23 protein-coding genes, 1 tRNA gene and 1 pseudogene are annotated in these 25051 nt (G+C 71.3%); 11 read left to right on the top strand and 14 right to left on the bottom strand.

The window, feature by feature from the left end; translation table 11 throughout:
- Nucleotides 1-127 precede the first annotated feature (127 nt).
- Together ADL05_RS06265 and ADL05_RS06260 are read right to left on the bottom strand one after the other, a co-directional pair.
- A complete protein-coding gene (locus ADL05_RS06265) occupies nucleotides 128-913 on the bottom strand; it encodes a DUF2470 domain-containing protein (protein ID WP_053615912.1) in 786 nt (261 codons plus the stop codon).
- A 30-nt stretch (nucleotides 914-943) separates the two neighbouring features.
- Nucleotides 944-1456, bottom strand: a complete 513-nt coding sequence (locus tag ADL05_RS06260; protein ID WP_053615911.1) for an Lrp/AsnC family transcriptional regulator — start codon at nucleotides 1454-1456, stop codon at nucleotides 944-946.
- 102 nt (nucleotides 1457-1558) lie between these two features.
- On the opposite strand from ADL05_RS06260, the gene ADL05_RS06255 reads away from it, so the two are divergent.
- A complete protein-coding gene (locus ADL05_RS06255) occupies nucleotides 1559-2560 on the top strand; it encodes a threonine/serine dehydratase (protein ID WP_197285707.1) in 1002 nt (333 codons plus the stop codon).
- Here the strand turns inward: ADL05_RS06255 and ADL05_RS06250 are convergent.
- Entirely contained in the window at nucleotides 2541-3446 is a 906-nt protein-coding gene (locus ADL05_RS06250; RefSeq protein WP_053615910.1) for a DMT family transporter, read from the bottom strand. The genes ADL05_RS06255 and ADL05_RS06250 overlap by 20 nt on opposite strands.
- Between ADL05_RS06250 and ADL05_RS06245 the strand changes: the two genes are divergently transcribed.
- Nucleotides 3445-4884: a PLP-dependent aminotransferase family protein gene (locus ADL05_RS06245; protein WP_053615909.1), complete on the top strand. Its 1440-nt coding sequence runs from the start codon at nucleotides 3445-3447 to the stop codon at nucleotides 4882-4884. The two genes, ADL05_RS06250 and ADL05_RS06245, sit on opposite strands and share 2 nt — an antisense overlap.
- 238 nt (nucleotides 4885-5122) lie before the next feature.
- Here the strand turns inward: ADL05_RS06245 and ADL05_RS06240 are convergent, their stop codons facing one another.
- Nucleotides 5123-7453 carry a hypothetical protein gene (locus tag ADL05_RS06240; protein WP_053615908.1) on the bottom strand — a complete coding sequence of 777 codons (2331 nt, stop codon included), beginning with the start codon at nucleotides 7451-7453 and terminating at the stop codon, nucleotides 5123-5125.
- A 665-nt stretch (nucleotides 7454-8118) separates the two neighbouring features.
- On the opposite strand from ADL05_RS06240, the gene ADL05_RS06235 reads away from it, so the two are divergent.
- On the top strand, nucleotides 8119-9078 hold the full coding sequence (locus tag ADL05_RS06235; protein WP_053615907.1) for an SGNH/GDSL hydrolase family protein: 960 nt from the start codon (nucleotides 8119-8121) through the stop codon (nucleotides 9076-9078).
- A gap of 166 nt (nucleotides 9079-9244) precedes the next feature.
- Here ADL05_RS06235 and ADL05_RS06230 read toward each other — a convergent pair whose 3' ends face one another.
- The 5 genes from ADL05_RS06230 to ADL05_RS06210 all read right to left on the bottom strand — a co-directional run bounded on the left by ADL05_RS06230 (nucleotide 9245) and on the right by ADL05_RS06210 (nucleotide 14414).
- Complete coding sequence (locus ADL05_RS06230; protein ID WP_053615906.1) at nucleotides 9245-10396, bottom strand: EAL domain-containing protein; 1152 nt, start codon at nucleotides 10394-10396, stop codon at nucleotides 9245-9247.
- 329 nt (nucleotides 10397-10725) lie between these two features.
- Nucleotides 10726-11964, bottom strand: a complete 1239-nt coding sequence (fabF, locus tag ADL05_RS06225) for a beta-ketoacyl-ACP synthase II (protein WP_053615905.1) — start codon at nucleotides 11962-11964, stop codon at nucleotides 10726-10728.
- Nucleotides 11965-12123: 159 nt separating this feature from the next.
- The gene (locus ADL05_RS06220) at nucleotides 12124-12363 is read right to left on the bottom strand and encodes an acyl carrier protein (protein WP_053615904.1); all 240 of its coding nucleotides are present in this window, start codon (nucleotides 12361-12363) and stop codon (nucleotides 12124-12126) included.
- A gap of 108 nt (nucleotides 12364-12471) precedes the next feature.
- On the bottom strand, nucleotides 12472-13428 hold the full coding sequence (locus tag ADL05_RS06215; protein ID WP_053615903.1) for a beta-ketoacyl-ACP synthase III: 957 nt from the start codon (nucleotides 13426-13428) through the stop codon (nucleotides 12472-12474).
- Between the two features lie 2 nt (nucleotides 13429-13430).
- Nucleotides 13431-14414, bottom strand: a complete 984-nt coding sequence (locus tag ADL05_RS06210; protein ID WP_082376154.1) for an ACP S-malonyltransferase — start codon at nucleotides 14412-14414, stop codon at nucleotides 13431-13433.
- A gap of 257 nt (nucleotides 14415-14671) precedes the next feature.
- Here ADL05_RS06210 and ADL05_RS06205 point away from each other — a divergent pair, with 257 nt between their 5' ends.
- Complete coding sequence (locus ADL05_RS06205) at nucleotides 14672-15922, top strand: CdaR family transcriptional regulator (RefSeq protein ID WP_053615902.1); 1251 nt, start codon at nucleotides 14672-14674, stop codon at nucleotides 15920-15922.
- Nucleotides 15923-16305: 383 nt separating this feature from the next.
- Nucleotides 16306-17349, top strand: a complete 1044-nt coding sequence (locus ADL05_RS06200; protein ID WP_053615901.1) for a hypothetical protein — start codon at nucleotides 16306-16308, stop codon at nucleotides 17347-17349.
- A gap of 313 nt (nucleotides 17350-17662) precedes the next feature.
- Here the strand turns inward: ADL05_RS06200 and ADL05_RS06195 are convergent, their stop codons facing one another.
- Complete coding sequence (locus ADL05_RS06195) at nucleotides 17663-19321, bottom strand: alkaline phosphatase D family protein (RefSeq protein WP_053615900.1); 1659 nt, start codon at nucleotides 19319-19321, stop codon at nucleotides 17663-17665.
- Nucleotides 19322-19448: 127 nt separating this feature from the next.
- Between ADL05_RS06195 and ADL05_RS06190 the strand changes: the two genes are divergently transcribed.
- The 6 genes from ADL05_RS06190 (at nucleotide 19449) to ADL05_RS31635 (ending at nucleotide 22146) form a co-directional block, all read left to right on the top strand.
- A complete protein-coding gene (locus ADL05_RS06190; RefSeq protein WP_053615899.1) occupies nucleotides 19449-19868 on the top strand; it encodes a secondary thiamine-phosphate synthase enzyme YjbQ in 420 nt (139 codons plus the stop codon).
- 143 nt (nucleotides 19869-20011) lie between these two features.
- Nucleotides 20012-20437, top strand: a complete 426-nt coding sequence (locus ADL05_RS06185; protein ID WP_053615898.1) for a DUF3052 domain-containing protein — start codon at nucleotides 20012-20014, stop codon at nucleotides 20435-20437.
- Nucleotides 20438-20555: 118 nt separating this feature from the next.
- Nucleotides 20556-21095, top strand: coding sequence for a peroxiredoxin (locus ADL05_RS06180; RefSeq protein WP_082376153.1), 540 nt, complete (start codon nucleotides 20556-20558; stop codon nucleotides 21093-21095).
- Nucleotides 21073-21146 (top strand) — tRNA-Val (locus tag ADL05_RS06175). The genes ADL05_RS06180 and ADL05_RS06175 overlap by 23 nt, the downstream gene beginning before the upstream one ends.
- 169 nt (nucleotides 21147-21315) lie before the next feature.
- Nucleotides 21316-21702, top strand: coding sequence for a hypothetical protein (locus tag ADL05_RS31640; RefSeq protein WP_053615897.1), 387 nt, complete (start codon nucleotides 21316-21318; stop codon nucleotides 21700-21702).
- A gap of 9 nt (nucleotides 21703-21711) precedes the next feature.
- Nucleotides 21712-22146, top strand: a complete 435-nt coding sequence (locus ADL05_RS31635) for a hypothetical protein (RefSeq protein WP_231640631.1) — start codon at nucleotides 21712-21714, stop codon at nucleotides 22144-22146.
- Here ADL05_RS31635 and ADL05_RS32380 read toward each other — a convergent pair.
- From ADL05_RS32380 to ADL05_RS29425, 4 genes and pseudogenes are all read right to left on the bottom strand, one after another.
- Nucleotides 22054-22797, bottom strand: a pseudogene (locus ADL05_RS32380) (recombinase family protein); the annotation flags it as partial. The gene ADL05_RS31635 and the pseudogene ADL05_RS32380 sit on opposite strands and share 93 nt — an antisense overlap.
- 147 nt (nucleotides 22798-22944) lie before the next feature.
- Nucleotides 22945-24375 carry a tyrosine-type recombinase/integrase gene (locus ADL05_RS29435; RefSeq protein WP_082376152.1) on the bottom strand — a complete coding sequence of 477 codons (1431 nt, stop codon included), beginning with the start codon at nucleotides 24373-24375 and terminating at the stop codon, nucleotides 22945-22947.
- Nucleotides 24353-24580, bottom strand: a complete 228-nt coding sequence (locus tag ADL05_RS32110) for a helix-turn-helix domain-containing protein (protein WP_082376151.1) — start codon at nucleotides 24578-24580, stop codon at nucleotides 24353-24355. Before ADL05_RS32110 ends, ADL05_RS29435 begins: the two co-directional genes overlap by 23 nt.
- Nucleotides 24581-24602: 22 nt before the next feature.
- The gene (locus tag ADL05_RS29425; RefSeq protein WP_082376150.1) at nucleotides 24603-24983 is read right to left on the bottom strand and encodes a helix-turn-helix domain-containing protein; all 381 of its coding nucleotides are present in this window, start codon (nucleotides 24981-24983) and stop codon (nucleotides 24603-24605) included.
- Between the last annotated feature and the right edge of the window lie 68 nt (nucleotides 24984-25051).

Below are 25051 nucleotides of genomic sequence, written 5' to 3'. Positions count from 1 at the left end.
GGAGCCATGGAACCTCCCACCCCCGTGCCGCCCGCCCGCGGGCGGAACCCGTGGATCCTGGCGGCCACCTGGATCCTGGGCGCGATCCTCCTCGCCTGGATCGGGTGAGGGCCGGGCGGGCACCGGGTCAGGGGAGCTCGGACCCGAAGGGGGACAGGCCCGCCAGTCCGTGCACCTCGGCGGCGACATCGTGGGCGGTGCGCGCGGGCCGGCGGAACGGCAGCCGGACGTCGTGGTCGCCGTCGGCTCCCTCGACGCGCAGCCGCAGGCCGAAGCGGTCCACGCCCAGGGGGCGCGGCGTTCCGGTGCGCAGGTGCGGCGGGATGCGCTCGGTCAGCGCTTCGAGGAGGTCGGGGTGGTCGGAGTCCACGTGGCGCAGCCACGGCGCCTCCCACCGGCTGAAGGGGTCGGTACGCGCGGCGGCGAACTCCTGGGGGTGGAGCAGGTGGGCGCCGTCGGGGTCGGAGTAGACCAGCAGTGTGGGGTGGAGGAGCGCCATCGTGCGGCCGTGGCCGATCTCCAGGAGCCGGTCGTCGGGGTCGGACCGGACCACGTCCAGCGCTCGCTCCCGCGCCGTGGGGGAGTCCAGGACGGTCAGTGCTCCGCTGAGCCAGAGCATGGCCCTGACCGGATCGCGCAGCTCGACCGGGGCGAGGTCGGTGAACTCGGCCATGACGACGGAACCGTCGGAGGCGGCGCCGGGCTCGGCGTCCAGGAGGGGGTGTCCGTCGGGCAGCAGCAGGCTCACCTCGCCGCCGGGATGGACGTGGCAGACGGTGTCGGGCAGCTGGAACGGGTCGGTCGCCGAGGGCCAGGCGGAGGAGGCCACGGTCGCGGGGCCGCCCGAGACGAGGGCTGAGCGGGCCCGGTCGGCGGGGGAGGGCTGGGGAACGGAAGACGGCAAAGGGACCACCTCGTGATGATTAGGTAAGCCTAACCTACATCACTTCTCGGGTGTCGTGCCAGGTTCCGTTCGGGTCCGGTCGGGCAGCGGCACCGTCAGTCCGGCCTTGACCGCCCCGGAGGAGGGCAGGGTCTCGAAGCGGGCGACGCGGCCCTGCCGGACGAACAACCGCTGCGACAGCGCGCGGTTCTCGGCGAGGTCCGCGCTCAGCAGCACCACGACGTAGTCCCACTGGCCGACGATCCCGAAGCACTGCTGCACCCGGGGTTCGGCGCGCATGCGCTCCCGGAAGGCGGCGTGGTGGTCGGGGTCGTCGTCGGCCAGCGCGACCAGCACGACACAGGTCAGCCCGGCGCCCACCGAGACCGGGTCCACGACCGCCACCTGTGCCCGGATCACTCCGGCGGCGCGCAGGCGGGTCAGGCGGCGCTGGACGGCACTGGGCGAGAGGCCCACCCGGTCCCCCAGGTCGTGGAGCGGGCGGGTCGCGTCGGTCTGGACGAGGCCGAGCAGCAGGTGGTCGATCTCGTCGAGGAACGGTGGAGTGCGCACGCAAGGATTGTGCGCGCCCGTGGAGAAATCCACAATCGCCGCCCGCGCCCCAGCACCTAGCGTGAGGATCCACAGCCGCCGCACCGAAGGGGAGCGCACCCGATGACCATGGACACCACCGGCGCCGAGGACCTGAGCCTGGACCGGATCGCCGAGGCCGCCGCGACCGTCGACCCCGTCTTCCTCGGTACCCCGCAGTACGTGGACGAGCAGCTCGCCGCGGCGCTCGGGCGGCCCGTCCTGACCAAGGTCGAGTCGCTCAATCCGCTGCGCAGTTTCAAGGGCCGGGGAGCCGACTTCCTGGTCGGCGGCCTGCCCGAGGGCGAGACCGTGGTGTGCGGGTCCGGCGGGGCGAACTTCGGCCAGGCGATCGCCTACGCCGCCCGTCGGCACGGGCTGGCCGCCGACGTCTTCGTCTCCGCCGACGCCTCGCCCGTGAAGGTGCGCCGCATGCGGACCTTCGGAGCCGACGTGCACCCGGTCGAGGGCGATCCGAAGGCCGCCGCCGAGGAGTACGCCGCCCTGGAGCGGGACCGCCACTACGTGGTCGACGGCCGCGAGGCCGCGATCTCCGAGGGCGCGGGCACCATCGGAGTCGAACTCGCCCGGAACGAGGACATCGACACCCTCCTGCTGCCGGTCGGCGACGGAGCCCTGATCACCGGGGTGGCGCGGTGGCTGCGCGCGCACCGGCCCGGCGTCCGGATCGTGGGGGTCGGCGCCGCGGCGGCGCCGGCCATGGTGCACAGCTGGCGCGAGGGCCGCGCCGTCCCCATGGAGCGGCGCGGCTCCTTCGCCGCCGGAATCGCCATCAGCGCCCCCGTGCCCGAGGCGGTACGCCGGATCCGGGCCCTGGTGGACGACATGCTGCTGGTCGAGGACCGCGAGCTGGTGGCGGCCATGCACCTGGCCGCCCGGACCCTGGGCCTGCTGCCCGAGCCCGCCGCGGTGGCGGGTCTGGCAGCGCTCAGCGCGCACGACGTCCCCGGAGACCTGGTGGCCACCGTGCTGACCGGCGCCAACGCCGACCTGGACACCTACGCCGAGCTGGGCACCGCCCCGGCCGACCGCGCGCCGGGTGGGGTCAGCGGGCCCGCTGGGTGACCACCACGCACGTGAGCACCACGGCCGCCGTCAGCGGCGCGGCGGCGGTCAGGTGCTCACCGAGCAGCAGGACCGCCCACACCAGGGTCAGCAGGGGCTGGGCCAGCTGGAGCTGGCTGGCGCGCACCACACCGATCAGCCCCATGCCCCCGTACCAGAGCACGAATCCGCCGAACTGGCTGACCAGGGCCAGGTAGGCCAGGCCCGCCACGGCCGTGGCGGTGACGTTCACGGGTTCCAGGGCGAGCGCGAGGGCCGCCAGGGGCACCGTCAGGGGCAGCGCGAGCAGCAGGGCCCAGGAGATCACCTTTCGGCCCGGCATGAGCGCCGCGAGCCGCCCGCCCTCGGCGTACCCGGCGGCGGCTCCGGCCAGCGCCAGGAACAGGTACAGGTCGCCCGGGCCGGGCGACCCGCCGGTGCGCAGGAGCGTGAAGCCCACGACCGCGAGGGCACCGGTGACCGCCGCCGCCCAGAACAGGGGCGAGTGGCGCGCCCCCGTGCGGACCGAGGCGTAGGAGGCCGTGGCCAGCGGCAGGGCCCCGATGACCACGGCGGCGTTCCCGGCGGAGGTGGTCTGCAGAGCCAGCGCCGTGAACAGGGGGAACGCGATCACGCACCCGGCCGTGACCACGACCAGGGCCGGGAGGCGGCGGCGAGGGGGGAGCAGGTCCGAGGGCGTGCCCCGTTCGGCGTACAGCAGGACGGCGGCCGCCAGGCCCGCCAGCGCGCAGCGCAGGGCCGTCGACGACCACGGACCGAAGCCCTCCAGCGACCACAGGGTCGCGGGGAAGGTGAACGAGAAGGCCAGGACGCCCAGGGCCGCCAGCAGGGTTCCGCTACGCACCGCTATCCGATCGGGAGCAGTAGCGCTATTCTCTAGTCTCATGAAGAAGAGTAGCAGTGAGGCCGATCTGCGCGAACGCCTGCGCCGGGAGTTCGATCGCTACCCGGAAGGTGAGAAGCTGCCCTCCAGTCGGGAGCTGGTGGACCGGTACGGGGTCAGCCCGGTGACGGTCTCGCGCGCGATCGCCGGACTCGCGGCCGAGGGGTTCCTCGTCACCAGGCCAGGAGCCGGATCCTTCCGCGCCCCCCGCCGCCGGCCGCGCCGCCTGGAGGACACCTCCTGGCAGGAGGTCGCCCTGAGCGCCGAGGCCGCCCCGGGCGGTCCCCGGCGCACCGTCGACGACACCGGTGTCCTGGCCACCGTCTCCGCGCCGCTGCCCGGGGTGATCGGCCTGCACGGCGGCTACCCCCACGCCGACCTGAGCCCCGAGCGCGCGCTCACCGCGGCGCTGGTCGGCGCGGCCCGCCGACCGGGCGCGTGGGACCTGCCACCGGTCGAAGGGCTGGCGGAGCTGCGCGGCTGGTTCGCCCGCGAGATCGGCGGTCCCTCCGGACCCCTGACCGCCGCCGACGTCCTGGTCACCGCCGGCGGGCAGAGCGCCCTGACCACCGCGCTGCGCGCCCTCGCGCCCCCGGGCGCCTCGGTCCTGGTGGAGTCGCCCACCTACCCGGGCCTGCTGGCCGCGGCCCGCGCCTGCGGGGTACGCCCGGTCCCCGTGCCGGTGGACGCCGACGGACTGCGCACCGGCCTGCTGGCGGACGCCTTCGCCGCCACGGGGGCACGCCTGCTCGTGTGCCAGCCGCTCTTCCACAACCCGACCGGCGCCGTGCTCGCCCCCGAGCGGCGCCGCGAGGTCCTGCGCATCGCCCGGGAGGCGGGAGCCTTCGTCGTGGAGGACGACTTCGCCCGCCGCCTCGCGCACACCGACACCGCGCCGCTGCCGCCCACCCTGGCCTCGGAGGACGACCACGGCACGGTCGTGCACGTGTGCTCACTGACCAAGGCGACCTCGCCGAACCTGCGGGTGGGCGCGCTCACCGCCCGCGGGCCGGTCCTGCGCCGGCTGCGCGCCCTCCAGGTGGTGGACAGCTTCTTCGTTCCGCGCCCGCTCCAGGAGGCCACACTGGAGCTCGTCGGCGCCCCGTCCTGGCCGCGGCACCTGCGCGCCATGGCCGCCGGTCTCACCGAGCGGCGCGACGCCATGACACAGGCGCTGGTACGCGAACTGCCCCGGCTCGAACAGCCGGTGTCCCGGCGCGGCGGCTACCACCTGTGGCTGCGCCTGCCCGAGGGCGCCGACGAGTCCGCGACCGTCGCGGAGGCGCTGCGCGAGGGCGTGGCGGTGGCGCCGGGGCGCGCCTACTTCGCGGCCGAGCCCCCGGGGCCGTACGTGCGGCTCTCCTTCGCCGGGACCTCCGGTGCCCGTGAGGTCGCCGAGGGCGTGCGGCGGCTGGCTCGTGCCCTGGACCGGTACCAATGAGGGCCTGCCCGGCTTCCGACTCGGCATGGGACGCCTCGGGGCGAAAAATCGGGAGCAGCCCGGGGGCTATGACGGTGTGCGGCGGCTGGCCCGCGCTCTGGGCCGCTACCGGTACCGGTGACGCCCGGTCCGGCTTCCGGGCTCGGATGGGACGCCGCGAGGAAGCGCATCCCGCCTGTCGGGGCCCCGGTCTCCGCCCGCCCCGGCGGGCCAGACGGAGGTCGGCTGGCGCGGCCGGTCAGCGGGTGGCGAACAGGCCCGCGCGCAGCTCTCCGGCGATGTCGTGGTCGCCGCGCGCCTCCAGCAGGTCCACCAGCGAGCGCGGGTCGGCCATGGAGTCGTCGTCGCTGTCGGTGATCCGGCGGGAGAGGATCCGCAGGGCGTCCTCGGTGGAGGCCGGAGCCGTGTACCCGCTCAGGTGCAGCGCCCGCGCCGCGGGGGCGTAGTTGCTCAGGTCGGTGGCCGGGAGCTTGCGGGCGTCCAGGCGGTCACCGGCCACGGTGATGAACATGCGGTCGCCCGGCTGGGCCGCCTGGCGGCGCAGTAGCGGCCGCAGCGAGTCGAACGCCGGTTGGTCCCGCCACACCAGCACCAGCAGGTCCGCGCCCGGAGCGGTCAGGCACAGCAGCCGCCCGGGCTGCAGCCCCAGGTGGGTGGCGTAGCCGGTGGGGACCGCCACCGGGGCACCGTTGAGGTGGTCGGCGGTGATGTCGATCCGGTGCCACCAGCGCCCGTCCGGGGCGCGGAAGCAGCGGGTGGCCATCGCCGGGTCGCTGGCGTTGCGCACCGGGAACGGCGTCCGGGCGGCGGGGGAGTAGGGCGCCGCGGCCGGGGGAGCCTGGTGCGGAGCCGGTACGCGCACCGGGTCCGGCGCGTGCGTGTGGGCCGCGTAGCCCCGGTCGTACTCCGGTCTGTCCTGGTATCCGTGCCGCTCGTCCGCCGCGGACTCGGCCGAGGCGGGGTAGGGCTGGTCGGGACGGCGCCGGATGGGCAGCCCGTTCTCCGTGGTGGTCCCGGCGTCCTCGGGCGCCATATGCCCGGCCTGGGCGCCCGCGGGCGCCTCGATGGGCACGGACGGGTCCACGTGGACCTGCCCGTCCCGCAGGGTCACGCCGGGCGTGCTCAGCAGCCACGCGCGCAGTTCCTGCTGGCGGATGCCGATCCGGCCGAGCCGGATCCCGGCGTCGGTCAGGCTGGGGGAGTCGCTCAGCAGCTCGCGGGTCTGCCAGCGCAGGGTGGCGGGGTCGTCCGCGATCAGCCAGCCGTTGTGCATCCGGCGGTCGGTGAACAGCGTGATGACCACGCGCCACAGCGGGGTGTTGAGCGTGGGCACGTCCACGGGGTGGTCGGCGTGGGCGTTGATGAGCCGGTCGATCGTCGTGGCCGCCCCGAGTTGTTCGGAGAGGTCGCGCAGGTGCTTGGTGATGGTCGCGCCCTCGGGGGAGTTGAGCCAGCGCAGCAGGCGCTCCTCCACCCGGCGCTGGGCCGCCCGGATCTCGGTGACGTCGACCGCTATCTGCTCCGACAGGACGCGGATGCTGATCGGGTCGGTGGCGAAGAGCCGTTCGGCGGCGACCGTGCGTTCCAGTTCCGGCCAGGACCGGAACATCTCCTCCAGCAGGTCCACCAGCGGGTGCTCGCCCAGCGCGGGCGCGCAGGGCCGTTCCTCGACGTGGTCGGGGCGCATGGCCTTGGGCGGCCCGAAACTGGGGCGGCGCAGCGTCCGGCCGGGACCCAGGAGCGAGCTGCGGAACTGCGAGCGCAGGTCGCCGACGGTGTCGGCGGGCGGCGCCTCGGCGGCGGCCTCCTCCAGGGCCGAGCCCGGGATCATGGCCGCGGAGCTGACCATGCCGTTGGCGGCGATCGAGGGCTCGGTGGCCGAGGCGGCGGCCGGGTCGCCGCCCACCTCCTCCGCGCGCTGGGCGCGCAGGGCCCTCAGCGTGCGGATGGCGCGGGTGGCGGGCGACTGGGGCGGGGCGGGGGAGGATCCGGGACCGGTCTCCTGTCCGGAGGCGCCGGTGGCGACGTCGAGGTACTCCAGCGCGCTGCGCACGTGGTCGGGGGCGGAGGCGGGCAGCCAGTTGGCGATGGTCCGCACGGCCTCCAGCATCAGGGCGGGGGAGGGGGTCGGGCCGGCGGGCAGCTCACAGCAGGGCTGGAGGGCCCGCCAGGCCACCGTGCTGACGACGTCGACGGCCGCGCAGCCCGAGAGCGACCATTCGAGGATCTCCTGGGGGGAGGCGGAGATGAGGTGTTCCCAGTCCCCGGCGGTGGCGGTCACCGCTCCGCGGACGGGTTCGGAGAGGTCGGAGCAGTCCACCGGCTGGGTGCGCAGGGTGGGGAGGAACTCGGCCAGGGGGACGTGGGACCACTGTTCCATCGCCAGGCGCGCGATGCCGTGGGCCAGCCACGGCGGGCCGGCGATGTCGAGTACGCGGGCGACGGGCAGCGAGTGCCACCAGCCGTCGATCAACCGGTCGTGGTGGAGCAGGGGTGCCACGTCCGGCGACTTCGACCACCGCAGGGCGGGAGCGAGGTCGACGAGGCAGATCGGAGAGACGGCGTTCATCCGCTGGGGACCTCGACCTCCTGGTGCTGCACGTGAATTCGGGAGGAACCGCACGGGCCTTCGGTTCGGTGCACCACAGTACGCGCCCCTGGGCCGGGAGGGGCCGGTCCGCCGGAGGGGGTGCCGAGCCTTGGCACGGCGGGCCGAGGAGCAGGGGAGCCGTGAGCACTTGTCCGTGATCGTACGTGTCCGGGAGCCACATGGGTACCCCCAGGACGACCAGGTCCGCCGCGACCACTCCGTCACCTGCCCGAGTGATCTCCGTGACACGGGACTTTCATCGCCAAGGTCCCGAATCATATGTGACCTACGTCATAGTTAATCTTCGGCCGATCGGCTGACAATTCGGTGTGATTGACTGCGGGGCCGGTCGTGTAAAGCCGGGGCGCGGCGACACGCCGGGGTGCCGGCGACTCGGCCGGAGGCGGCCACGAGGGGTCCGATTGGACCCGATTCCGGCACGCCGACACCGGTCACGGGTATGCTTGGCGGGCACTGTCCTCGCCCGAACGTCCTTCGGCCGGGTGGCCGTCCTGCGGCCGACCAGGGGTCGACGGTGTTCGGACACGGGTCGGCGTCCCACCGCGGCCCGTACCAGGATTCCGTTCCCGCGCACCCTCGGCGCCGCGTCGGCGTGGGACGGTCGAGCCGGATGATTGGTTGACGTGACAGACCTAGAGACGAATCCCTCAGCGGCCGCGCGCGCGAACAGACCGCACACCATCCGGTCCTTCGTCGCGATCGGCGACAGCATCACCGAAGGGATGGAAGACGACAGCGGCCCCGGGGGCGCGTACCGAGGGTTCGCCGACCGGCTCGCCGAGCACCTGGGCGCGACCGTCCCCGACTTCCGCTACGCCAACCTCGGGGTGCGCGGGCGCCGCATGAGCCACATCTTCGGTGAGCAGTTGGAGCAGACCTTCGCCTGGCGCCCCGACCTCGTCACCGTCCTGGCCGGCGGCAACGACGTCCTGCGGCCCGGCAACGACCTCGACCGGCTGGCCGAGCAGTTCGAGACGGGCGTCCGGCTCCTGTGCGAGGCGGGCATCCGGGTCGTCATCATCTCCGGCCACGACACCGGCTGGATCCCCGTGCTGCGCTACTACCGCGGCCGCATCGCCGTGTTCAGCATGCACATGAGGGCCGTCGCCGAGCGCACCGGCACCGAGATCGTCGACATGTGGGCGCTCAACGCCCTCACCGACCCCCGGGCCTGGAGCGAGGACCGCCTGCACCTCAACGGCGCCGGGCACCAGATCGTCGCCGCCAGGATCGCCGACCTCCTCGGCGTGCCCATGGGGCCGCGGGAGTCCTGGACCGACCCCTGGAGCACCCCGCCCCAGCAGCTGCCCGCCATCCTGCGCCGCCGGGAGAACCGGCGCTGGGCCCGCAAGTACGGGGTGCCGTGGGTGCGCCGCCGCCTCATGGGCCGTTCCTCGGGGGACGGCCGCATGCCCCGGCGCCCCGAACTCGACTACCTCCACGACGAGGCCACCCGCGCCGAACTCGCCCGCGCCCTGGAACTGGGGCGCGAGGCCGAACCGCACTACAACGGCTACTCCCCGGTCGACGGCTCCGCCGCCACCAGCAGCCCCTCGGGCACCAAGGGCCCCGGGCAGCACTGACCGGGCGCCCCCGCGCGACGCGCTGGGTATTCCTCGAAAACGCCCCGGCGTCGCACCCGGCCCGACGGGCACAGGGTGCCGCCCCGTCCGGGAGCAGTTTCGTCCGAGCGCCTGCCGTGTCCGGGTGTCGACCGGGCGCCCGCCCCGCCGGGGCCGCCGGTGCCGCTCAGCTCAGGGAGAGCGAGCGCACCAGGTCGGACACGTGCACCACGCCGAACACCTGCGCGTAGCTGTTGGTCACGATGAGGTCGTCGTAGACCCGCTCGTTGTCCTGGCCGGCCACCCGCAGCGCCGCGATCGCCGACATCCACGCCGGAACCGTGCGCGGGGCCTCGGCCATCCGCAGCGCCGGGCGCTTGGCGTGCAGGGCGTGGCCGTACCGGCCCGTCACCGAGAGCAGGAACCGCGTCCGGTCGATCACGCCCAGGGGGCGGTCCCGGTGGTCGATGAGGATGACGCTGTTGAGCGCCGGGTCGTCGGTGAAGGCGGTGAGCACCTGGTCGGCGGTGGAGTCGGCGTCCAGGCCCACCGGCGGCACCATGTACTCCGTGACCGGGGGGCCGGAGTCCTGCCCGCTCCCCGGGCCCTCCGTGACCGGCTCCGGGACCGGGGCGACGCGCTCACCGGGCCGCCAGGCCTCGTCCGCGAAGAACGGGCCGGTGGCCACCCGCAGGCCGCAGCGCCGCAGGCGGATGACCTCGTCGGCCGAGGACACCCCCGAGGCCATGGCGAAAACGCCGCTGCCCCGGCCGATGCGCGCCAGTCCCTCCACCACGGTCACGTGCCGCTGGTCGGTGGCCAGGCCCGACACGATCTGGGGGTCGATGCGCACGAGGAAGGGCGTGGCGTCGATCATGAGGTCGGGGCGGACCATCGCCGTGCCGAACCCGCACCGGAACCCGGCCGCGCGCAGGCGGGCCACACCGGCCACCACCGTCTGGCGGTCGAGCTCGGCCAGGTCCGGGCTGAGCATGAAGGTGACGTCGCGCGGGCGGCGGCCCGCCCGCCGCATCCGGGACTCCACGGCCGTGACGAACGCGTCCCCGCCCGACAGCGTGCGCGCGGGCAGGGGCAGCACCAGCGGCAGCAGGCTCTCGGTCCCGGCCGAGTCGCGGACCAGCGTCAGCAGCCATTCGGCCACCGTCTCGCACTCCTGCTCGGTCACGGCGGCGAAACCGCCCCGGGCCGTGGGCGGCGGAGCGGCGACGGTCTCGATGGCCACGACGGAGCCCGAGTCCAGGTCCACGATGGGCAGGTAACGGGGACCCGCGGCCGGACGCCGGTGCGTCGGGACGGGCATGGGGGCCGTGGTCGCCATGGGTGCGCGATGGGAACTCAGGGGAGACACGGATCCATGGTGTCGCCGTACCGGGTCGGCCTGAAAGGCCTGTCCCCGGGTGTTCAGCTCACCTTCACGGCTCGTTCCACCGATCATCGGCCGCCCGTAGCCCACGCGGGACACCAGGGTGACGGGTGTCACGGTACCCGCAGATCATACCGGTTCGGCCTGTTCACGGCGATTCCCGCGGTCACACGCCGTCTTTCCCGTCCCGTCGGTCACCCGGTGTCACCCCTGGTGGGGGTGCGAACGCCGCCGGCGGGCGCCGCCGGTGGCGGCACCCGCCGGGGTGCGGTGCGGACGCGGGGTCAGGCGCGTCGGAACACCAGGGCGATGTTGTGACCGCCGAAGCCGAAGGACTCGTTGATCGCCGCGACGTCGCCGGCGGGCATGTCCCGGGGCTTGTCTCGGACGATGTCCACCGCCACGTCGGGGTCCAGCTCCTGGATGTTGATCGTCGGCGGGATCCGGCCCTCGTGCAGGGCCAGGACCGTGGCGATCGACTCCACCGCGCCCGCGCCGCCCAGCAGGTGGCCGGTCATCGACTTGGTGGAGGTCACCGCCACGCGGTCGGCGTCGGCGTCGCCCAGGGCGGTGCGGATCGCGCGGGTCTCACCGACGTCGCCGGCCGGGGTGGACGTGGCGTGCGCGTTGACGTGCACGATGTCGCTGGTCCTGAGGTCGGCGTCGGCCAGCGCCTCGGAGATGGCGCGCGCCTGGCCGGTGCCCTCCGGGTCGGGCTGGACGATGTCGTAGGCGTCGTTGGTGTAGCCGACACCCGCCGCGTGGGCGTACACCCGCGCGCCGCGCCTGGCCGCGTGCTCGGCCGACTCCAGGACGACGATGCCGGCGCCCTCGCCCATGACGAACCCGTCGCGGTCCTTGTCCCACGGGCGGGAGGCCGTGTGCGGGTCGTCGTTGCGCGTGGACAGGGCCCGCATCGACGCGAAGGAGGCGATGTTGAGCGGGTGGATGGCCGCCTCGGTACCGCCGGCGATGACGATGTCGGCGCGCCCGGCGCGGATCATGTCGACACCGTTGGCGATCGCCTCCGCGCTGGAGGCGCAGGCGCTGACCGGGGCGTGCGCTCCGGCCCGGGCGGTGAACTCCAGGCTGACCGCGGCGGCCGGGCTGTTGGGCATGAGCATGGGCACGGTGAACGGGGAGACCCGCTTCCAGCCCTTCTCACGGAAGGTGTCGTACTGCTCGAGGATGGTGAGGATGCCACCGATCCCGCTGGAGACGACCACGCCCAGGCGCAGGGGGTCGACCTCGGGTGTGCCGGCGTCCGCCCAGGCCTCCTGGGCGGCGATCAGCGCGAACTGCTGGGTCCGGTCCAGTCGGCGCAGCCGTGGACGCGGAAGCTTCTCCGAGGGCTCCTGGGCGATACGCCCGGCGAAGTGCACAGGAAGCTTCTCGTGCCAGGACTCGTCCAGCATGGAGATGCCGGACCGGCCGTCGAGGAGCGCGGACCATGTGGTCGCGACGTCACCCCCGAGGGGGGTGGTGGCGCCGAGGCCGGTGATGACGACATCGGTCTTGGACATGATCCGATCGCCCTTCTCGTGGATCGTTCCCGGTTGCTGATCCGGAAGACGTTGGCGGGTGGTGGTGGTGCGTGGCGGGGCCGCGGGAGCCGTCGCCGGGCCGTCTCGCGCGCGGGCGGGGCCGCCGGTGCCGGTGGGGCTCCGGCGGCCCGGACGCGCCTACTTCTGGATGAAGGTGATGACGTCCTGGACCGTCTTGAGGTCCTTGAGCTGGTCGTCGGGGATCTCCACGCCGAACTTGTCCTGGGCGGCGATGGCGATCTCCACCATGGACAGCGAGTCGATGTCGAGGTCGTCGACGAAGCTTTTCTCCGGGCTGACCTCGGAGGCGTCGGTACCGACGATCTCCTCGATGATCTCGCCGAGGCCGCTCAGGATCTCCTGCTCGGTGTGAGCCATGTCGTGATTCTCCTTGTTCGCTGATTCTGTGTCTGGTTCGAGGTCGCCCTGCGACGACGGGTCGGACCGCGTTCGCCCGGCGGACGCCTCAGGTCCGTGCGGTGCGGGTCAGGGGATACGGATCACCTGTGCGGCATAGACCAGCCCCGCGCCGAAGCCCAGGGTGAGGACGGTGCTCCCCGACGGCAGCTCCCCGCGTTCCACCATGCGCGAGAGCGCGAGCGGAACGGACGCGGAGGAGGTGTTGCCAGCGGTGACGATATCGCGGGCCACGAGTGCCTGCGGCGCCCCCAGCTTGCGGGCGATGGACTCCACGATGCGCAGGTTCGCCTGGTGGGGGACGAACGCGGTGAGCTCGGAGGGGTCCACCCCGGCCCTGTCGAGGGCCTCCAGCGCGACCTTGTACAGCTCCGTGGTGGTCCAGCGGAAGACCGCCTGGCCCTCCTGGTAGAGGTACTTGTGGTCGCGCAGGTAGATCTTGTCGGCGCGCTCACCGGAGGATCCCCACACCACGGGGCCCACGGCCTGCTCCTCGGAGGCCGAGACCACCACGGCGCCGGCGCCGTCGGCGAAGATCACACACGTGGAGCGGTCGTCCCAGTCCACCCAGTCGCTGAGCTTCTCCGAGCCGATCACCAGCACGTTGCGCGCGCTGCCGCCGCGGACCGCGTCCGAGGCGATGCCCAGGGCGTAGCAGAAGCCCGCGCAGGCGGCGTTGACGTCGAAGGCGCCGGGGGCGACGATGCCCAGCTTGGCGGCGACCGAGGCGGCCGCGTTGGGGATCTGGTCCCGCGCGGTGCAGGTCGCCACGATCACCAGGTCGATGTCCTCGGGGGCCATCCCGCCGGCGGCGAGCGCTTTGCCGCCGGCCACCACGGCCATGCTCTCGACGGTGTCATCGGGGCCCGCGATGCGGCGTTCCCGGATGCCCACACGGCTCTGGATCCACTCGTCGGTGGTGTCCACGCGTTCCATGAGGTCGGCGTTGGTGACGACCTGGGCGGGCTGGTAGTCGCCGAAGGCGACGATCGCCGCGCCCGGGGAGGTGCTCGGGGAGCTGAACATGGTCAACCTTCCTGGGCAGGGCTCGCGTGGGGAGTGGTGCCCGCGTGCTCCTTGATGAGGGCGGTGGCGCGGTCGAGGTCGTCGGGCGTCTTCACCGCGAGGAGGTCGACACCGCGCAGCGCGCGCTTGGCCAGTCCGGTCAGGGTGCCGGCCGGTGTGAGTTCGATGAGGGCGGTCACGCCCAGGTCGGCGAGCGTCCGGGTGCAGGCGTCCCACCGCACGGGGGAGGAGATCTGGGTCACCAGGCGCTCAAGGTAGTCCGTGCCGCTGGAGACGACCGCGCCGTCGGCGTTGGAGAGCAGCCGCACGGTGGGGTCGGAGGGGGTCAGGTGGGCCGCGCTCGACCGGACGCGCTCCACGGCCGGGGCCATGTGCTCGGTGTGGAAGGCGCCGGCGACCGACAGCGGGCGCAGCCGGGCCCGCCCGGGCGGGTTCCCGGCGAACGCCGCCAGCTGCTCGGTGGTACCGGCCACCACGATCTGCCCGGAGCCGTTGTCGTTGGCGGGGGTGAGGCCGGCGGCCCCGATCGCGGCCAGGACCTCATCGCGGTCGCCGCCCAGGACCGCGGTCATGCCGGTCTCGGTGCGGGCGGCGGCGTCGGCCATGCCGCGTCCGCGCTCGGCGACCAGGGCCAGCGCGTCGTGCGGGGACAGGACACCGGTGATCGCGGCGGCGGTGAACTCGCCGACGCTGTGGCCCGCCACGGCGTCCACGGCGGAGGGGTCCGCGGGCAGCGACGGGCCGGGGTGGGAGGCGGGCCCGAGCATGGCGGTGGCCGCGACAAGGCCGGCGCTGACCAGCAGGGGCTGGGCGACGGCGGTGTCGCGGATCTCGTCCGCGTCCGCGGTCGTGCCGAAGCGCACGAGGTCGAGCCCGGTCACCTCCGACCACGCGGCGAACTGTTCGGCGACGCCGGGCAGTTCGAGCCACGGGGTGAGGAATCCGGGAACCTGGGCACCTTGGCCGGGAGCAACGATTACAAGCACGACATCAACCTTGCCCTGTAGGAGTTCACCAGTTGGATGGGGAGAGACACGAAGTTCGGTCGAGGTCGTTTGTAGACTCCCGACAAAATGAGCCCGATCCCGCTGCGGCCAGCCGAAAAGCGGTGGGACTGGTCACTTTCCGACGCTACGCGCACCGCTCGGAAGCCGGTGGAACCGGGCCCGGCACCCCCTCGCACGCGACCGTCCGGGCGAGGGTGGTCCGACCGCCGGCCCGGCGGGGATGCGAACCTAGTGGAGTGAACACCGAATCCCACCCGTCACCGGACGAGGGCGCCACGGAACAGGATGCCACGGAGCCGGGCGCCACGGAGCAGGACCGCGTCCGAGCCGAGACCGTACGCCGACTGGAGCGCTCGATGGGCACCATCGGCACGGCCGCCGTGGCGCGCATGGAGGAGCGGCTGGGCTGGTTCCGCCGGATGTCGGCCGAGGACCGGTCCTGGATCGGGCTGGTCGCGCAGTCGGGCGTGGCCGCCTTCGTCGACTGGTTCCGCAATCCCGTGCGCGGGCGCCCGGCGATCACCGTGGAGGTGTTCGGCACCGCGCCGCGGGAGCTGACCCGCTCGGTCTCCCTCCAGCAGACCGTGGACATGATCCGCGTGGTCATCGACGTGGTCGAGGTCCAGGTGGAGGAACTGGCCGCTCCGGGCGGTGCCCAGCAGCTGCGCGAGGCCGTCCTGCGCTACACCCGCGAGGTGGCCTTCAGCTCCGCGAAGGTCTACGCGCGCGCCGCCGAGGCGCGGGGGGCGTGGGACGCCCGGCTGGAGGCGCTGATCGTCGACGCCCTCCTGCACGGGGACCGCGAGGAGGGCCTGCAGACCTGGGGCTCGGCCCTGGGGTGGTCGCACACCCCCGTCATCGCGGTGGCGGGCGACGCGGGCGAGGAGGGCACCAAGGTCCTCGACGACATCCGCGCGGCGGCCCGGCGCCTGGGGCACGACGTGCTCGCGGGACGGCAGGGGCGGCGGGTGGTGGTGGTCGTCGGGGTGGGGGACCGCTACGCGGCCGACGACCTGCCCGTGGCCGCCGCCGAGCCCCTGACGGGCCTGTTCGGCCCCGGCCCGGTGGTCGTGGGCCCGGCGGTGCCCGACCTGCGCGCGGCCGGCGCCTCGGCGCGGGCGGCGGTCAACGGCCTGCGGGCCGCGGTCGCCTGGCCCGACGCGCCGCGCCCGGTCCTGGCCGACGACCTGCTGCCCGAGCGGGCCCTGCGCGGCGACACCGACGCGCGGCGCCAGCTGGTGGAGGAGGTCTACGTCCCGTTGCAGGGCGCGGGGTCCCCCCTGCTGGACACGCTGTCGGTCTACCTGGAGCACGCCTCCTCGCTGGAGGCCACGGCGCGGATGCTGTTCGTCCACCCCAACACCGTGCGCTACCGGCTCAGCCGGATCGCCGAGCTCACCGGGCGCATCCCCTCCGACGGCCGGGGGTCGTTCGTGCTGCGGGTGGCGGTCGCCCTGGGCCGGCTCGCGGAGCACGGCGAGGGCTGAGGGCCGCGGCGGGGCCGCGCGGACCGGGCTTCGGCCATCGGCTGTATCCGGTCGGTTCGCACGGGTTTTTACGGTGGTTTCACGGCCGTCGGGTAGGACAGGGAACGGCGGAGTGTCCCGGGTGTGCGGGATGCTGGTACCGGCTCCGGGGGGAGTGCGGCCCGCTCCGGTCCGCACGGGTCGGAAACGAATTGGGTGTGACTGCCCGTGTGTGCCCGGGGACCAGACGATTAGGGATAGCTTTGACGTGGGCGGTTCGCAGCCGTGAGCCCCGACGGGGACCAGTCCTCGTCCGGCGGCCGGCGCACCGTTTCGTCTCGACGTTCTTTGGGGGTCACGCAGTGGTCGAGCGACCGAGGAAGAGGTTCCGGATCCTGGCACCGGTGACCGAGTTCGCACTCCAGCCCACGCAGGAGGGCGAACTGCGCAGACGGGTGCTCTTCTGGGTGCCCCTGCCGCTTCCGGTGCTCGGGGTGGTCGCCCTGATGGTCGGCGGCACGCTGGCCGCCGCGGGGTGGACGATCCTGCTGGCGGCGTGCGTGGCGGTGGGGTCGCTGCTGCTGGCGACGGTGGTCCAGCCCACGCCCCTGCCCGAGGGCCTGACACCGCCGGTCTCGGCCCGGCGCTCCCTGCACCGCTTCCGCCAGTTCACCAACCTGCGGGTGGTCCTGGCCCTGGTGCCCGTCGTCGTCGGCGCGATGGCCTCCATCGCGGGCGGCGGCCTCTACCCGCTGCTGGCCTGCCTGGCCCTGGCGTGGCCGCAGCTACTCCTGGCCCTGCCCACCTTCTTCACCATCACCCGCGCGCGGCGCGCCATGGAGGCGTGGGGGACCACCGCCTACCTCTGGCACGCGCTCTCGCGCCCGGCCCGGGTCACCTGGCCGGTGGCCACGCCGCTGGCCAGGCTCTGGCGCGAGTGGCGCGGCGACCGCGAGCGCCTCATGCGCACCCGCGCGGCCGGGGAGCGCCACCAGCGCGACCGGGACCGGGAGTGGGAGCGGGTCGTGGACGAGGAGAGCCGCGACACGGACCACGACGGCGACGGCGCGTCCTCCTCCGCCCTGGAGCGCACGCGCCCGGTCCGCCCGCTGCCCGGACACCGGTCCGAGGACCAGGAGCGCACGGACGTCGTCCCGCACTTGGGCGACCGGCCCGACCGGGACCGGCAGGACTCCGGGCCATCCGATCAGCAGGAGACGGACCTCCTGCCGCACCTGGGCGCCCAGGAGACCGAGCCGACGCACGTCATGCCGCACCTGGACCCCGCGGACACCGAGAACCCCGACCCCGCGCCCCCGGGCGCCCGTTCGTCCGTGCACCGCGCGGCCCTGCAGTTCCTGGAGCGAGGCAGCGACCTGGGCATGGCCGTCCGTCGTCGGCGCCGCGGGGTGCCGTCCACGCGCCGCCCGCGCTCCCACAAGCCGTAGGGGTCGCGGCGAGGCCGGTGCCGCCGGGCCGCCGCGCGGGCGTTCCCTCGCGCCGCCTCCCGCTGTGTCGCCGCGCGGGCGTTCCCTCGCGCCGCCTCCCGCTGTGCCGCGACCGCGTGCGGGCGCCGGGCCCGCCCGCGGTCGTCCGGCGCCGTGCGGTTCGGCCGGATCCGGTGGTGCTCCTCGTTCCACGTGCGGTGCGGACGGGCCGGTATCCGGACGCGTCCCTCGTTCCGCGTGGTGCGCCGGAATCCAGCCAGAATCCGGCCGTACCCCACCCCGGGCGTGCGGTCCGGTCGGCCGGATCCGCGGTTCAGACCGCGATGCGGGTCTGCACCCTGGGCAGGGCGTCCGGGCCGCCGTCGGGGTGGTGGTACCAGACCGCCTCGGCCGCGCGCCCGTCGAAGGACACCTCGCCGATCGTGTTCCCGAAGTAGGGCCGCCCCTCCAGGCTCCAGCGCAGGCCGCTCCGGGGTACCCGGGCCAGTCCGCTCAGGATCCGGCCCGCCAGGTGGAACGGCCGGCTGATGGACAGCCGCGCCATCCGGCGCAGCTTGACCGGCAGCTGGTTGCACAGCGGAGAGGACACCAGCTGGGTCACGCGGGTCGCGCCCTCCGCCCCGCCCAGGCCCCGGACCCGTGCCAGGTAGGAGAAGTGCACGTCCCCGCTGAGCAGTAACACCGTGGCGGGGGCCGGTCCGCGTTCCCCTCGGGCCAGTTCCCCGACGCCCGCGGCCAGGCGGCGCAGCGAGTACTGGAAGGCGCCCCAGTGCTCCAGGTCGAGCGCCTGGCGCAGCCGTTCGGCCGGGCCCCGCGCGGCCTGTCCCCACGCACCGGCGCACACGGCCTCGTTCCAGGCCTCCAGGTACTGCACCGCCGGGGGCAGCAGGACGGGCACGGTGGAGGCCACGACCACGTGGTCGGGCCCGCCGGTGAGCCGCTCGTCGAGCCACTCGTGCCCCTCCGCCCCCAGGATCGAGCGTGAGCCGCTTGCGGGCGCCTCCTCGTCCAGGGCTCGGGCGCAGCGGGTGTCGGCCATGAGGATCCGTACCGGCCCCACGTCGTGCTGGTGGCTCCAGCGGTAGGAGGAGGGATCGTCGTGCGCGCGCCGGGCGAGGTCGTCGACCGCCTCCGCGGCGTCGCCGCGCGCCTCGCGCACGCGCGCCCAGAGGGGGTCCTTCTCGCGACGTGCGGGAGAGAGATTGCCCACGTGCTGGTACACCCAGTAGGCGCCCAGTCCGTTGGTCACCCGGGCCCGCCACCACGGCCGCTCGTCCATGGCGCCGCGCCAGGCGGCCGAGGTGTTCCAGTCGTCGCGCACGTCGTGGTCGTCGAACACCATCAGCGTGGGCACCGTGGACAGCAGCCAGCGCACCTGCGGGTCGATCCAGGCCTGCCGGTACAGCTCGGCGTACTCGTCGTAGTGGACGACCTCGTCGGCGGGCGCCCCGTCGTCGGGGGCCGCGCTCCTCGTCCGGGCGAGGAAAGCGCGCATGGGTTCCTGGATCTCGTCGGCGTAGACCTGGTCGCCGATGAGAAGGAGCAGCAGGTTGCCCTCGACCGGCTCGCCGACCAGGCGCCGCGCGGTCGCGCGGAGCATGTCGGGGCCGTACCGGACCACGCCCTCCGGTGCGTCGCCGGTGGGCGTGCGGCAGGAGCCGTACAGCAGGTGTGTGGGCGCCTGGGGATCGACCGTGCGCACGACACTGGGAGGGAAGGCGCTGTGCGGCTCCGGCCAGACCCGGTCGTCGTCCAGGTAGACCTCGTAGGGGAGGGCGGATCCGGACGGCAGGCCCTCGATTTCGCACACGGCGTAGTGGTGGCCGTGCACGGTGAAGGTCGCGGCCGTCGCCGTGACCTCCCCGTCGACGCGGATCCGCACGTGGCACGGAGCATCGGTCTCCACCCACACCGTCGCGGTGGTCTCACCCACGTGCCGGAGCAGGGGGCCCAAACGTAACGACACGGTCACCGTTTCCCCTCCTTTCGTCCGGGTTCACGGCTGTCGGGGTCGAGTATGGCCCCTGTGGGCGCACTCCGCCATCCGATCGCGGACCCGCATGGTTGCACGAGCGCCCCGGCTGCGCGAAGGTGGCGCTATGCGGACACAGATCCTTGAGCTGCACACCGGCGGATCGGAGAGCATCACCGACATCACGCGTGAGTGCGGCGACTTCGTCTCCGAGTCCGGAGGAGACGGACTCCTCAACGTGTTCGTCCCGCACGCGACCGCGGGCGTGGCGATCATCGAACTCGGGGCGGGGTCGGACGACGACCTGCTCGCCTCCCTGGACGACCTGCTGCCGGCGGACGACCGCTGGCGCCACCAGCACGGATCCAGGGGACACGGCCGGTCGCACGTGATGCCGGCCTTCGTCGCCCCGCAGACCACCGTTCCCGTCCTGGACGGAAAGCTCGAACTGGGAACATGGCAGTCCATCGCCGTGGTCGATCTGAACGTGGACAACCCCGAGCGCAGGGTACGGCTGTCATACCTGTCGTCATCGGCAGCGCGTTGACGGAACATGCCAGTAGCGTGTGAACTAGGCCATCAGCGATGGTGAAGAACACGTGCGACGGGTACCGCGAGGGCCCGGCATCGTTGTGACAACTGCTTCGTGCAGGCAAGATTGAGAAAAACCATCTGTGGAGGAGAACTTTCGTGAGCGCGACCGCGGGCCAGGCACAAAGCGAACGCGGCTTGGCTGACCGACTCGGATTCAAGCCGGGTCAGGTGGTGCAGGAATTCGGCTTCGACGACGACGTCGACGAGGGACTGCGCGCATCCATCGCCGAACTCACGGGCGAGGCGCTGGTCGACGAGGACTTCGACGGTGACGTCGACGCGGCACTGCTGTGGTGGCGGTCGGACGAGGAGGAGGACCTGGCCGACGCGCTGATGGACACCGTGACGCTCATCGCCGACGGGGGCACCATCCTGGTGCTGACCCCGAAGGCGGGACGTGAGCTGCACGTGTCCCCCAGCGACGTCGCCGAGGCGGCCAACACGTCGGGTCTGTCGCAGACCAGCGCTGTGAGCATCGGATCGGAGTGGTCAGGCACGCGCCTGGTCGTTCCCAAGCGGTGACGGGCACCACCCGCACAGGGTGAGGCATCCGGTGCCGCGCGTCCGACCACGGGACGCGCGGCGCTGAGGGGCGTCCGCAGACCGGCGGCCGCCGTGCCCCGACGAACACGGACCGAGCATGACCCACCCGATCCCCGAGGGCGCGACCGCGCCCGACTTCTCCCTGCGCGACCAACACGGAAGCCCCACCGTCCTCTCGGAGCTGCGCGGCGGCCCCGTGCTGCTCGTGTTCTACCCGCTGGCCTTCTCCGGCGTCTGCTCGGGCGAGCTGGCCGACCTGCGAGCGCACCACGCGGAGTTCGCCGCCCTGGGCACCACTGTCCTGGCGGTGTCGGTTGACTCGGTCTTCGCCCTGCGGACCTGGTCCGACGCCGAGGACTTCCCGTTCCGGCTGCTGTCGGACTTCTGGCCGCACGGCCGTGTGGCCGACGCCTACGGGGTGTTCGACGCCGACCGCGGCGTCGCCCGCCGCGGCACCTTCCTGGTCGACCCGGCCGGCACCGTGCGCTGGAGCGTGCTCACCGGCCCGGCCGAGCCGCGCGACGTGCGCGAGTACCTCGCCCAGGCCCGGAGCCTGGCGCGGGAAACGGGGACGCGCCGACCGCCACGAGACGGTATGATCATCCGCGACACAGGGGCGCGTAGCTCAGCTGGTTAGAGCAATTGCCTTACAAGCAATAGGTCAGGGGTTCGAGTCCCTTCGCGCCCACCTTGGACGGCTTACTAGAACCCTTACCCAATGCAAGGGATTCGAGAAGCTCGTCCACCGAGGACAGCGCTAGGAAGCCCTCTCCGCCATCGGAGGGGGCTTCCGAGCTGCTTGGGGGTGTGTCGGTGCCCTCTGTGGTGACGAGGCGTGTGCGGCCATCCTGGAGGGCGTGCAGCCCATCGAAGGGCGGCTTGAGGTCCTGGCCGGTGACCTTGTCCTCCTCGACGTACAGCGCGTGGAAGATCGCCTGGTTGAGCATCCGTCGCTGTTCCTCGTCACAGCGAAGGTAGAGCGCTCGGGGGTTTTCCAGGAGGCGCAAGGCGACCTCGACCAGGCGTGCAGCCCCGGAGAGGTCTTCCTCGGTGTGCTCCAGACGCGAGTTCAGGCGGCGACGTCGCGCCTGGAGGTTGCGCAACTGCTCGCGCACCTTGTCGCGGTTGATCTCCGCGTCGCCGGCCAGGGCGAGCAGGTTGTCCTCGGCGACGTCCACCTCTTGGAGCTGTTTGCGGAGCTGGTCATGCAGCAGGCGCGTTGCCTCTTGCTGCTCGGCGATTGACTGCTCCAGGTGGCCGCGTACTTCCTCGATGAAGGCGGGCGTGAATCCCACGGTGGCGTAGTGGGCTTCGACCGCCTCCTCCAACCGCGCCACATTGACGTGCGGCGTGTGGCAGCGGCTGGTCTGGTTGGCGATACAGAAGAAGTAGGTGTACTCGGTGCCGTGCCGGTTGGTGGACTTCTGGATGATCATGCGGCTGTCTACCCCGCGGGTGCGGCGGCAGTCACCGCACAGGAGCGAGCCCTTGAGGTAGTGGTGGTGCTTGCGCCGCCGCTCCTCGGCGGCCGAGCGGCTATCCGCGATGGCCTGCACCCGATCGAACAGCTCCACGTCCACCAGCGGCTCATGCCGCCCGGCGTACTCCTCGCCCTTGTAGGTGACGTAGCCGATGTAGTAGCGGTCGCGCAGTATCCGCGACAGCTTGCTGATCGACACCGCCTGTGAGGGGAACCGCTGCGTGGCGCGCGTGCGCAACCCTCGGTCGTACAGCTCGTCTTGCAGATCGGCCAACGTGTAGTCGTTGGTGGCGTACAGCTCGAAGGCCAGGCGGATGAGCGGAGCGCGCTCGGGGTCGAGGCGCACGACGCGCACCTCGCGCCCGTCGATGAGAGCACGTGTGTTGAGGTAGCCAAGCGGTGCCTTGCCGGGGGTGCCGCCGTTGCGCGCCTTGTTCTCCATCTTGGTGCTGATGTCGTCGCCGCTGATCTGCACCTGGAGTTGGTTGAACACGGCCATGATGGCTTGCATTGCCTCGCCCATGTACCCCTCGCCGAAGTTCTCCTTGGCTGAGATGAGGGTGATGTCGAGCTGTGCGAGCTGGGCCTTGGTAGTCAGCTCCTCCAAGGCGTTCCGGAAGACACGGCTCATCGTGTAGACGATGACGTACTTGATCGGGCGACCCTGGCGCTTGAAGTTCTTGACCTCGCGCATCATGCGCTGGAACTCGGGGCGCTTGGCGGTGCTGGTGGCCGAACGCCCCGGCTCGACGTACTCCCTTATCACCTGCACGCCGAGGTCGCCCGCCTTGGTGTTGGTGAAGCGGCGTTGGGTGGGGATCGAGTTGCCCTCGGGGTCGTAGTCGGCATCGGTATTCATCTGCTTCTTATCCGACACCCGGAGGTAGAGGACGGCTTCGTCCACACCCGAGAGCGGCAACGGTGGCAGGCTGATGTCCGGGGTTTCATCGAGGGAAGTCACTGCGCTCCTTAACGCAAGCTGTGGGATGAAGGTTTAGGCCTCGTGTCAATGTGCTGGTGTTTGGGGGTTCTGCTGACGGCAAATACTGACGGTAATGCAGCCGAGTAGCCAGATGCGTGTGCGTCGTTGCATGGCCTGTTTTACAGAGGTCAGGCGCTCTTCCAAGGTGGCCTCGATCGTGCTCATAAGCCTAAGGTCACAGGTTCGATCCCTGTCGCTGCTACCAAGGAAAGCACCCAACCCATCAGGGGTGGGTGCTTTCCTTTCTTGAGATTTTGAAATGTTCGAACCACTTGCGGATGTGGTTTGACGGTAATTTTGACGGCTGCGGCCTCTGTTGGCTGCTGCTGCGAACAAACGCGCTTCAACTTTTCGTAGGGCATTTCTCTTGCTAGCAAGATCAACATGTTCGTAGATGCCTGTCGTGCGAACATCGCCGTGTCCGAGGATTGCCTGGATGTCACGCGAGTGGACTTGCAAACCTTTCTGGGTTGTGGCATTGCTGTGTCGCAAGCCATGTACTGTAATGCGCCGCAGGCCGTGCTGCTTACAGATCCGCATAAACGAGCGCTCGAGATTGCGCGCCTCGAGAGGGCGTCCGGTGCGGGTCGTAAAGACCAACTCATCATCACCGCCGGAGCCCTGCCAGTCGCTACCGGCTTCAGCTTTAGCTTCCTCCTGAATCCTGCGCTGATCGAGAAGTATGTCTCGCGCTTTTTCCAGCAACGGCTCATCACGTTTGCTCGAATCCGTCTTGAGTTCAACTTGCTCAAGCTTGCCGTTTATCCGTTGTACTTGCTGCCGGATGTGTAGGACGCCATGGTCGAAATCCACATCACGCCATCGGATTCCGAGTACTTCGCCACGCCGCAGTCCGTAGAGCGTGAGTAGTGTGAAGACTGGGTAGAGCGAATCAGATTCGGCTGCCTTGAGGAACCGAACTATTTCATCGGGAGTCCAGTGTTGTGCCTCTTTTGGCTTGTACCGTGGCAGTTCAACCAAGCGGGCCACGTTCCGCATGATCATCTCCTGGCGCATGGCGTAGGTCAGAGCGGCGCTCAACACCTTGCGTACCTGGTGGATTGTGGCAACCGATTTTCCGCCAGCAAGGAGGTCATCGAGAAAGTTCTGCACGATCCGCACTGACAAGCCGTCAAGTCGGTGGCGTCCAAGGCCAGGTTTGATGTAGAGGCGTGCTATCGTCTCATGTCGCTTTCGGGTAAGTGGACGGCGTTTTTCTCGTTCGAGCCAGAAGTCAAGGTACTCGCCGACCTTCCAAGCCTGCTCGGGCGGAAGGATCCCCCGGCGAACTTCCTCAACTATCCTCGTCAGTTTCTTGTGCGCTTCTTGCCGAGTCTTTCCGTATACACGGAAGCGCTTTCGCGTGCCGCTAGAGGTTGGCAACATGATGGCAGCTTCGTAACGTCCATCTACCCTCTGGTATATGGTGCCTTCACCGTTGGCGCGTCTGCCCATAATTGCTGTCCTCCTGTCTGCGTAGCTCTTCAACGAGTGCTTTCAAGTCCTCTTGTGCGACAAGTCGTCGTCGCCCGATAGTCACGGTTTTGAGCTGTTTCTGATTAATCATTCGATACACCTGCCACCGGCTTATCTGGAGTGCTGTGCGCACGTCCTCAATAGTGAGTAGTAGTGGTTCCTGAGATAATGGTTCCTTGTTCATAAAAAACTCCTTCCTTCCACCCTTAATATTGTTCTTCTGTAGATACTTTTCGATCCTGTTTGTGTTTTGTATTGGCTATGGCCTGGTTGGCAAACTCCTCGACCTCCTGGATGGTCTCCTCGGGTATATGGCTATAGCACAAGCGTAGGTGAACCCCGATGCACGGCTTCCCGCATTCACGTTCGTAGCCAGAGTGATGCATCATTTCGGCAAAAGGAACATCCAGCGCACCGGCCAGGGCCTTCAGCGTGTCAACCTTCGGACGCTGGTAACCCTTCTCAAGCAAGCTGATCAGCGCCGGGCTCACCCCGCTGCTTCGCGCCAGCTCGCGCACGCCCCATTGCTTGGCCTCGCGCAGCCGCTTGATATATTCTCCAAACTGCCGCGCTTGCTCTTCCGTCATGTTTCTCTAGACCTCCGTTATGTACGACCCATTTTACCTCCGAATTGCCTAAATTCCTAGCGTAGCTA

It is taken from the genome of Nocardiopsis sp. NRRL B-16309 (assembly GCF_001279585.1).
Lineage (GTDB): Bacteria > Actinomycetota > Actinomycetes > Streptosporangiales > Streptosporangiaceae > Nocardiopsis.
Note: the sequence above shows the minus strand (reverse complement) of the source record. Positions and strands in the feature narration are given on the sequence as shown.

What these genes read in the sequence shown, in the direction of transcription:
- ADL05_RS06255 (WP_197285707.1), top strand. Translation starts at nt 1,559, where the DNA reads ATGACCATGGACACCACCGGCGCCGAGGACCTGAGCCTGGACCGGATC.
- ADL05_RS06245 (WP_053615909.1), top strand. Translation starts at nt 3,445, where the DNA reads ATGAAGAAGAGTAGCAGTGAGGCCGATCTGCGCGAACGCCTGCGCCGG.
- ADL05_RS06250 (WP_053615910.1), bottom strand. Translation starts at nt 3,446, where the DNA reads ATGAGACTAGAGAATAGCGCTACTGCTCCCGATCGGATAGCGGTGCGT.
- ADL05_RS06240 (WP_053615908.1), bottom strand. Translation starts at nt 7,453, where the DNA reads ATGAACGCCGTCTCTCCGATCTGCCTCGTCGACCTCGCTCCCGCCCTG.
- ADL05_RS06230 (WP_053615906.1), bottom strand. Translation starts at nt 10,396, where the DNA reads ATGGCGACCACGGCCCCCATGCCCGTCCCGACGCACCGGCGTCCGGCC.
- fabF (WP_053615905.1), bottom strand. Translation starts at nt 11,964, where the DNA reads ATGTCCAAGACCGATGTCGTCATCACCGGCCTCGGCGCCACCACCCCC.
- ADL05_RS06220 (WP_053615904.1), bottom strand. Translation starts at nt 12,363, where the DNA reads ATGGCTCACACCGAGCAGGAGATCCTGAGCGGCCTCGGCGAGATCATC.
- ADL05_RS06215 (WP_053615903.1), bottom strand. Translation starts at nt 13,428, where the DNA reads ATGTTCAGCTCCCCGAGCACCTCCCCGGGCGCGGCGATCGTCGCCTTC.
- ADL05_RS06190 (WP_053615899.1), top strand. Translation starts at nt 19,449, where the DNA reads ATGCGGACACAGATCCTTGAGCTGCACACCGGCGGATCGGAGAGCATC.
- ADL05_RS06180 (WP_082376153.1), top strand. Translation starts at nt 20,556, where the DNA reads ATGACCCACCCGATCCCCGAGGGCGCGACCGCGCCCGACTTCTCCCTG.
- ADL05_RS29435 (WP_082376152.1), bottom strand. Translation starts at nt 24,375, where the DNA reads ATGGGCAGACGCGCCAACGGTGAAGGCACCATATACCAGAGGGTAGAT.
- ADL05_RS32110 (WP_082376151.1), bottom strand. Translation starts at nt 24,580, where the DNA reads ATGAACAAGGAACCATTATCTCAGGAACCACTACTACTCACTATTGAG.
- ADL05_RS29425 (WP_082376150.1), bottom strand. Translation starts at nt 24,983, where the DNA reads ATGACGGAAGAGCAAGCGCGGCAGTTTGGAGAATATATCAAGCGGCTG.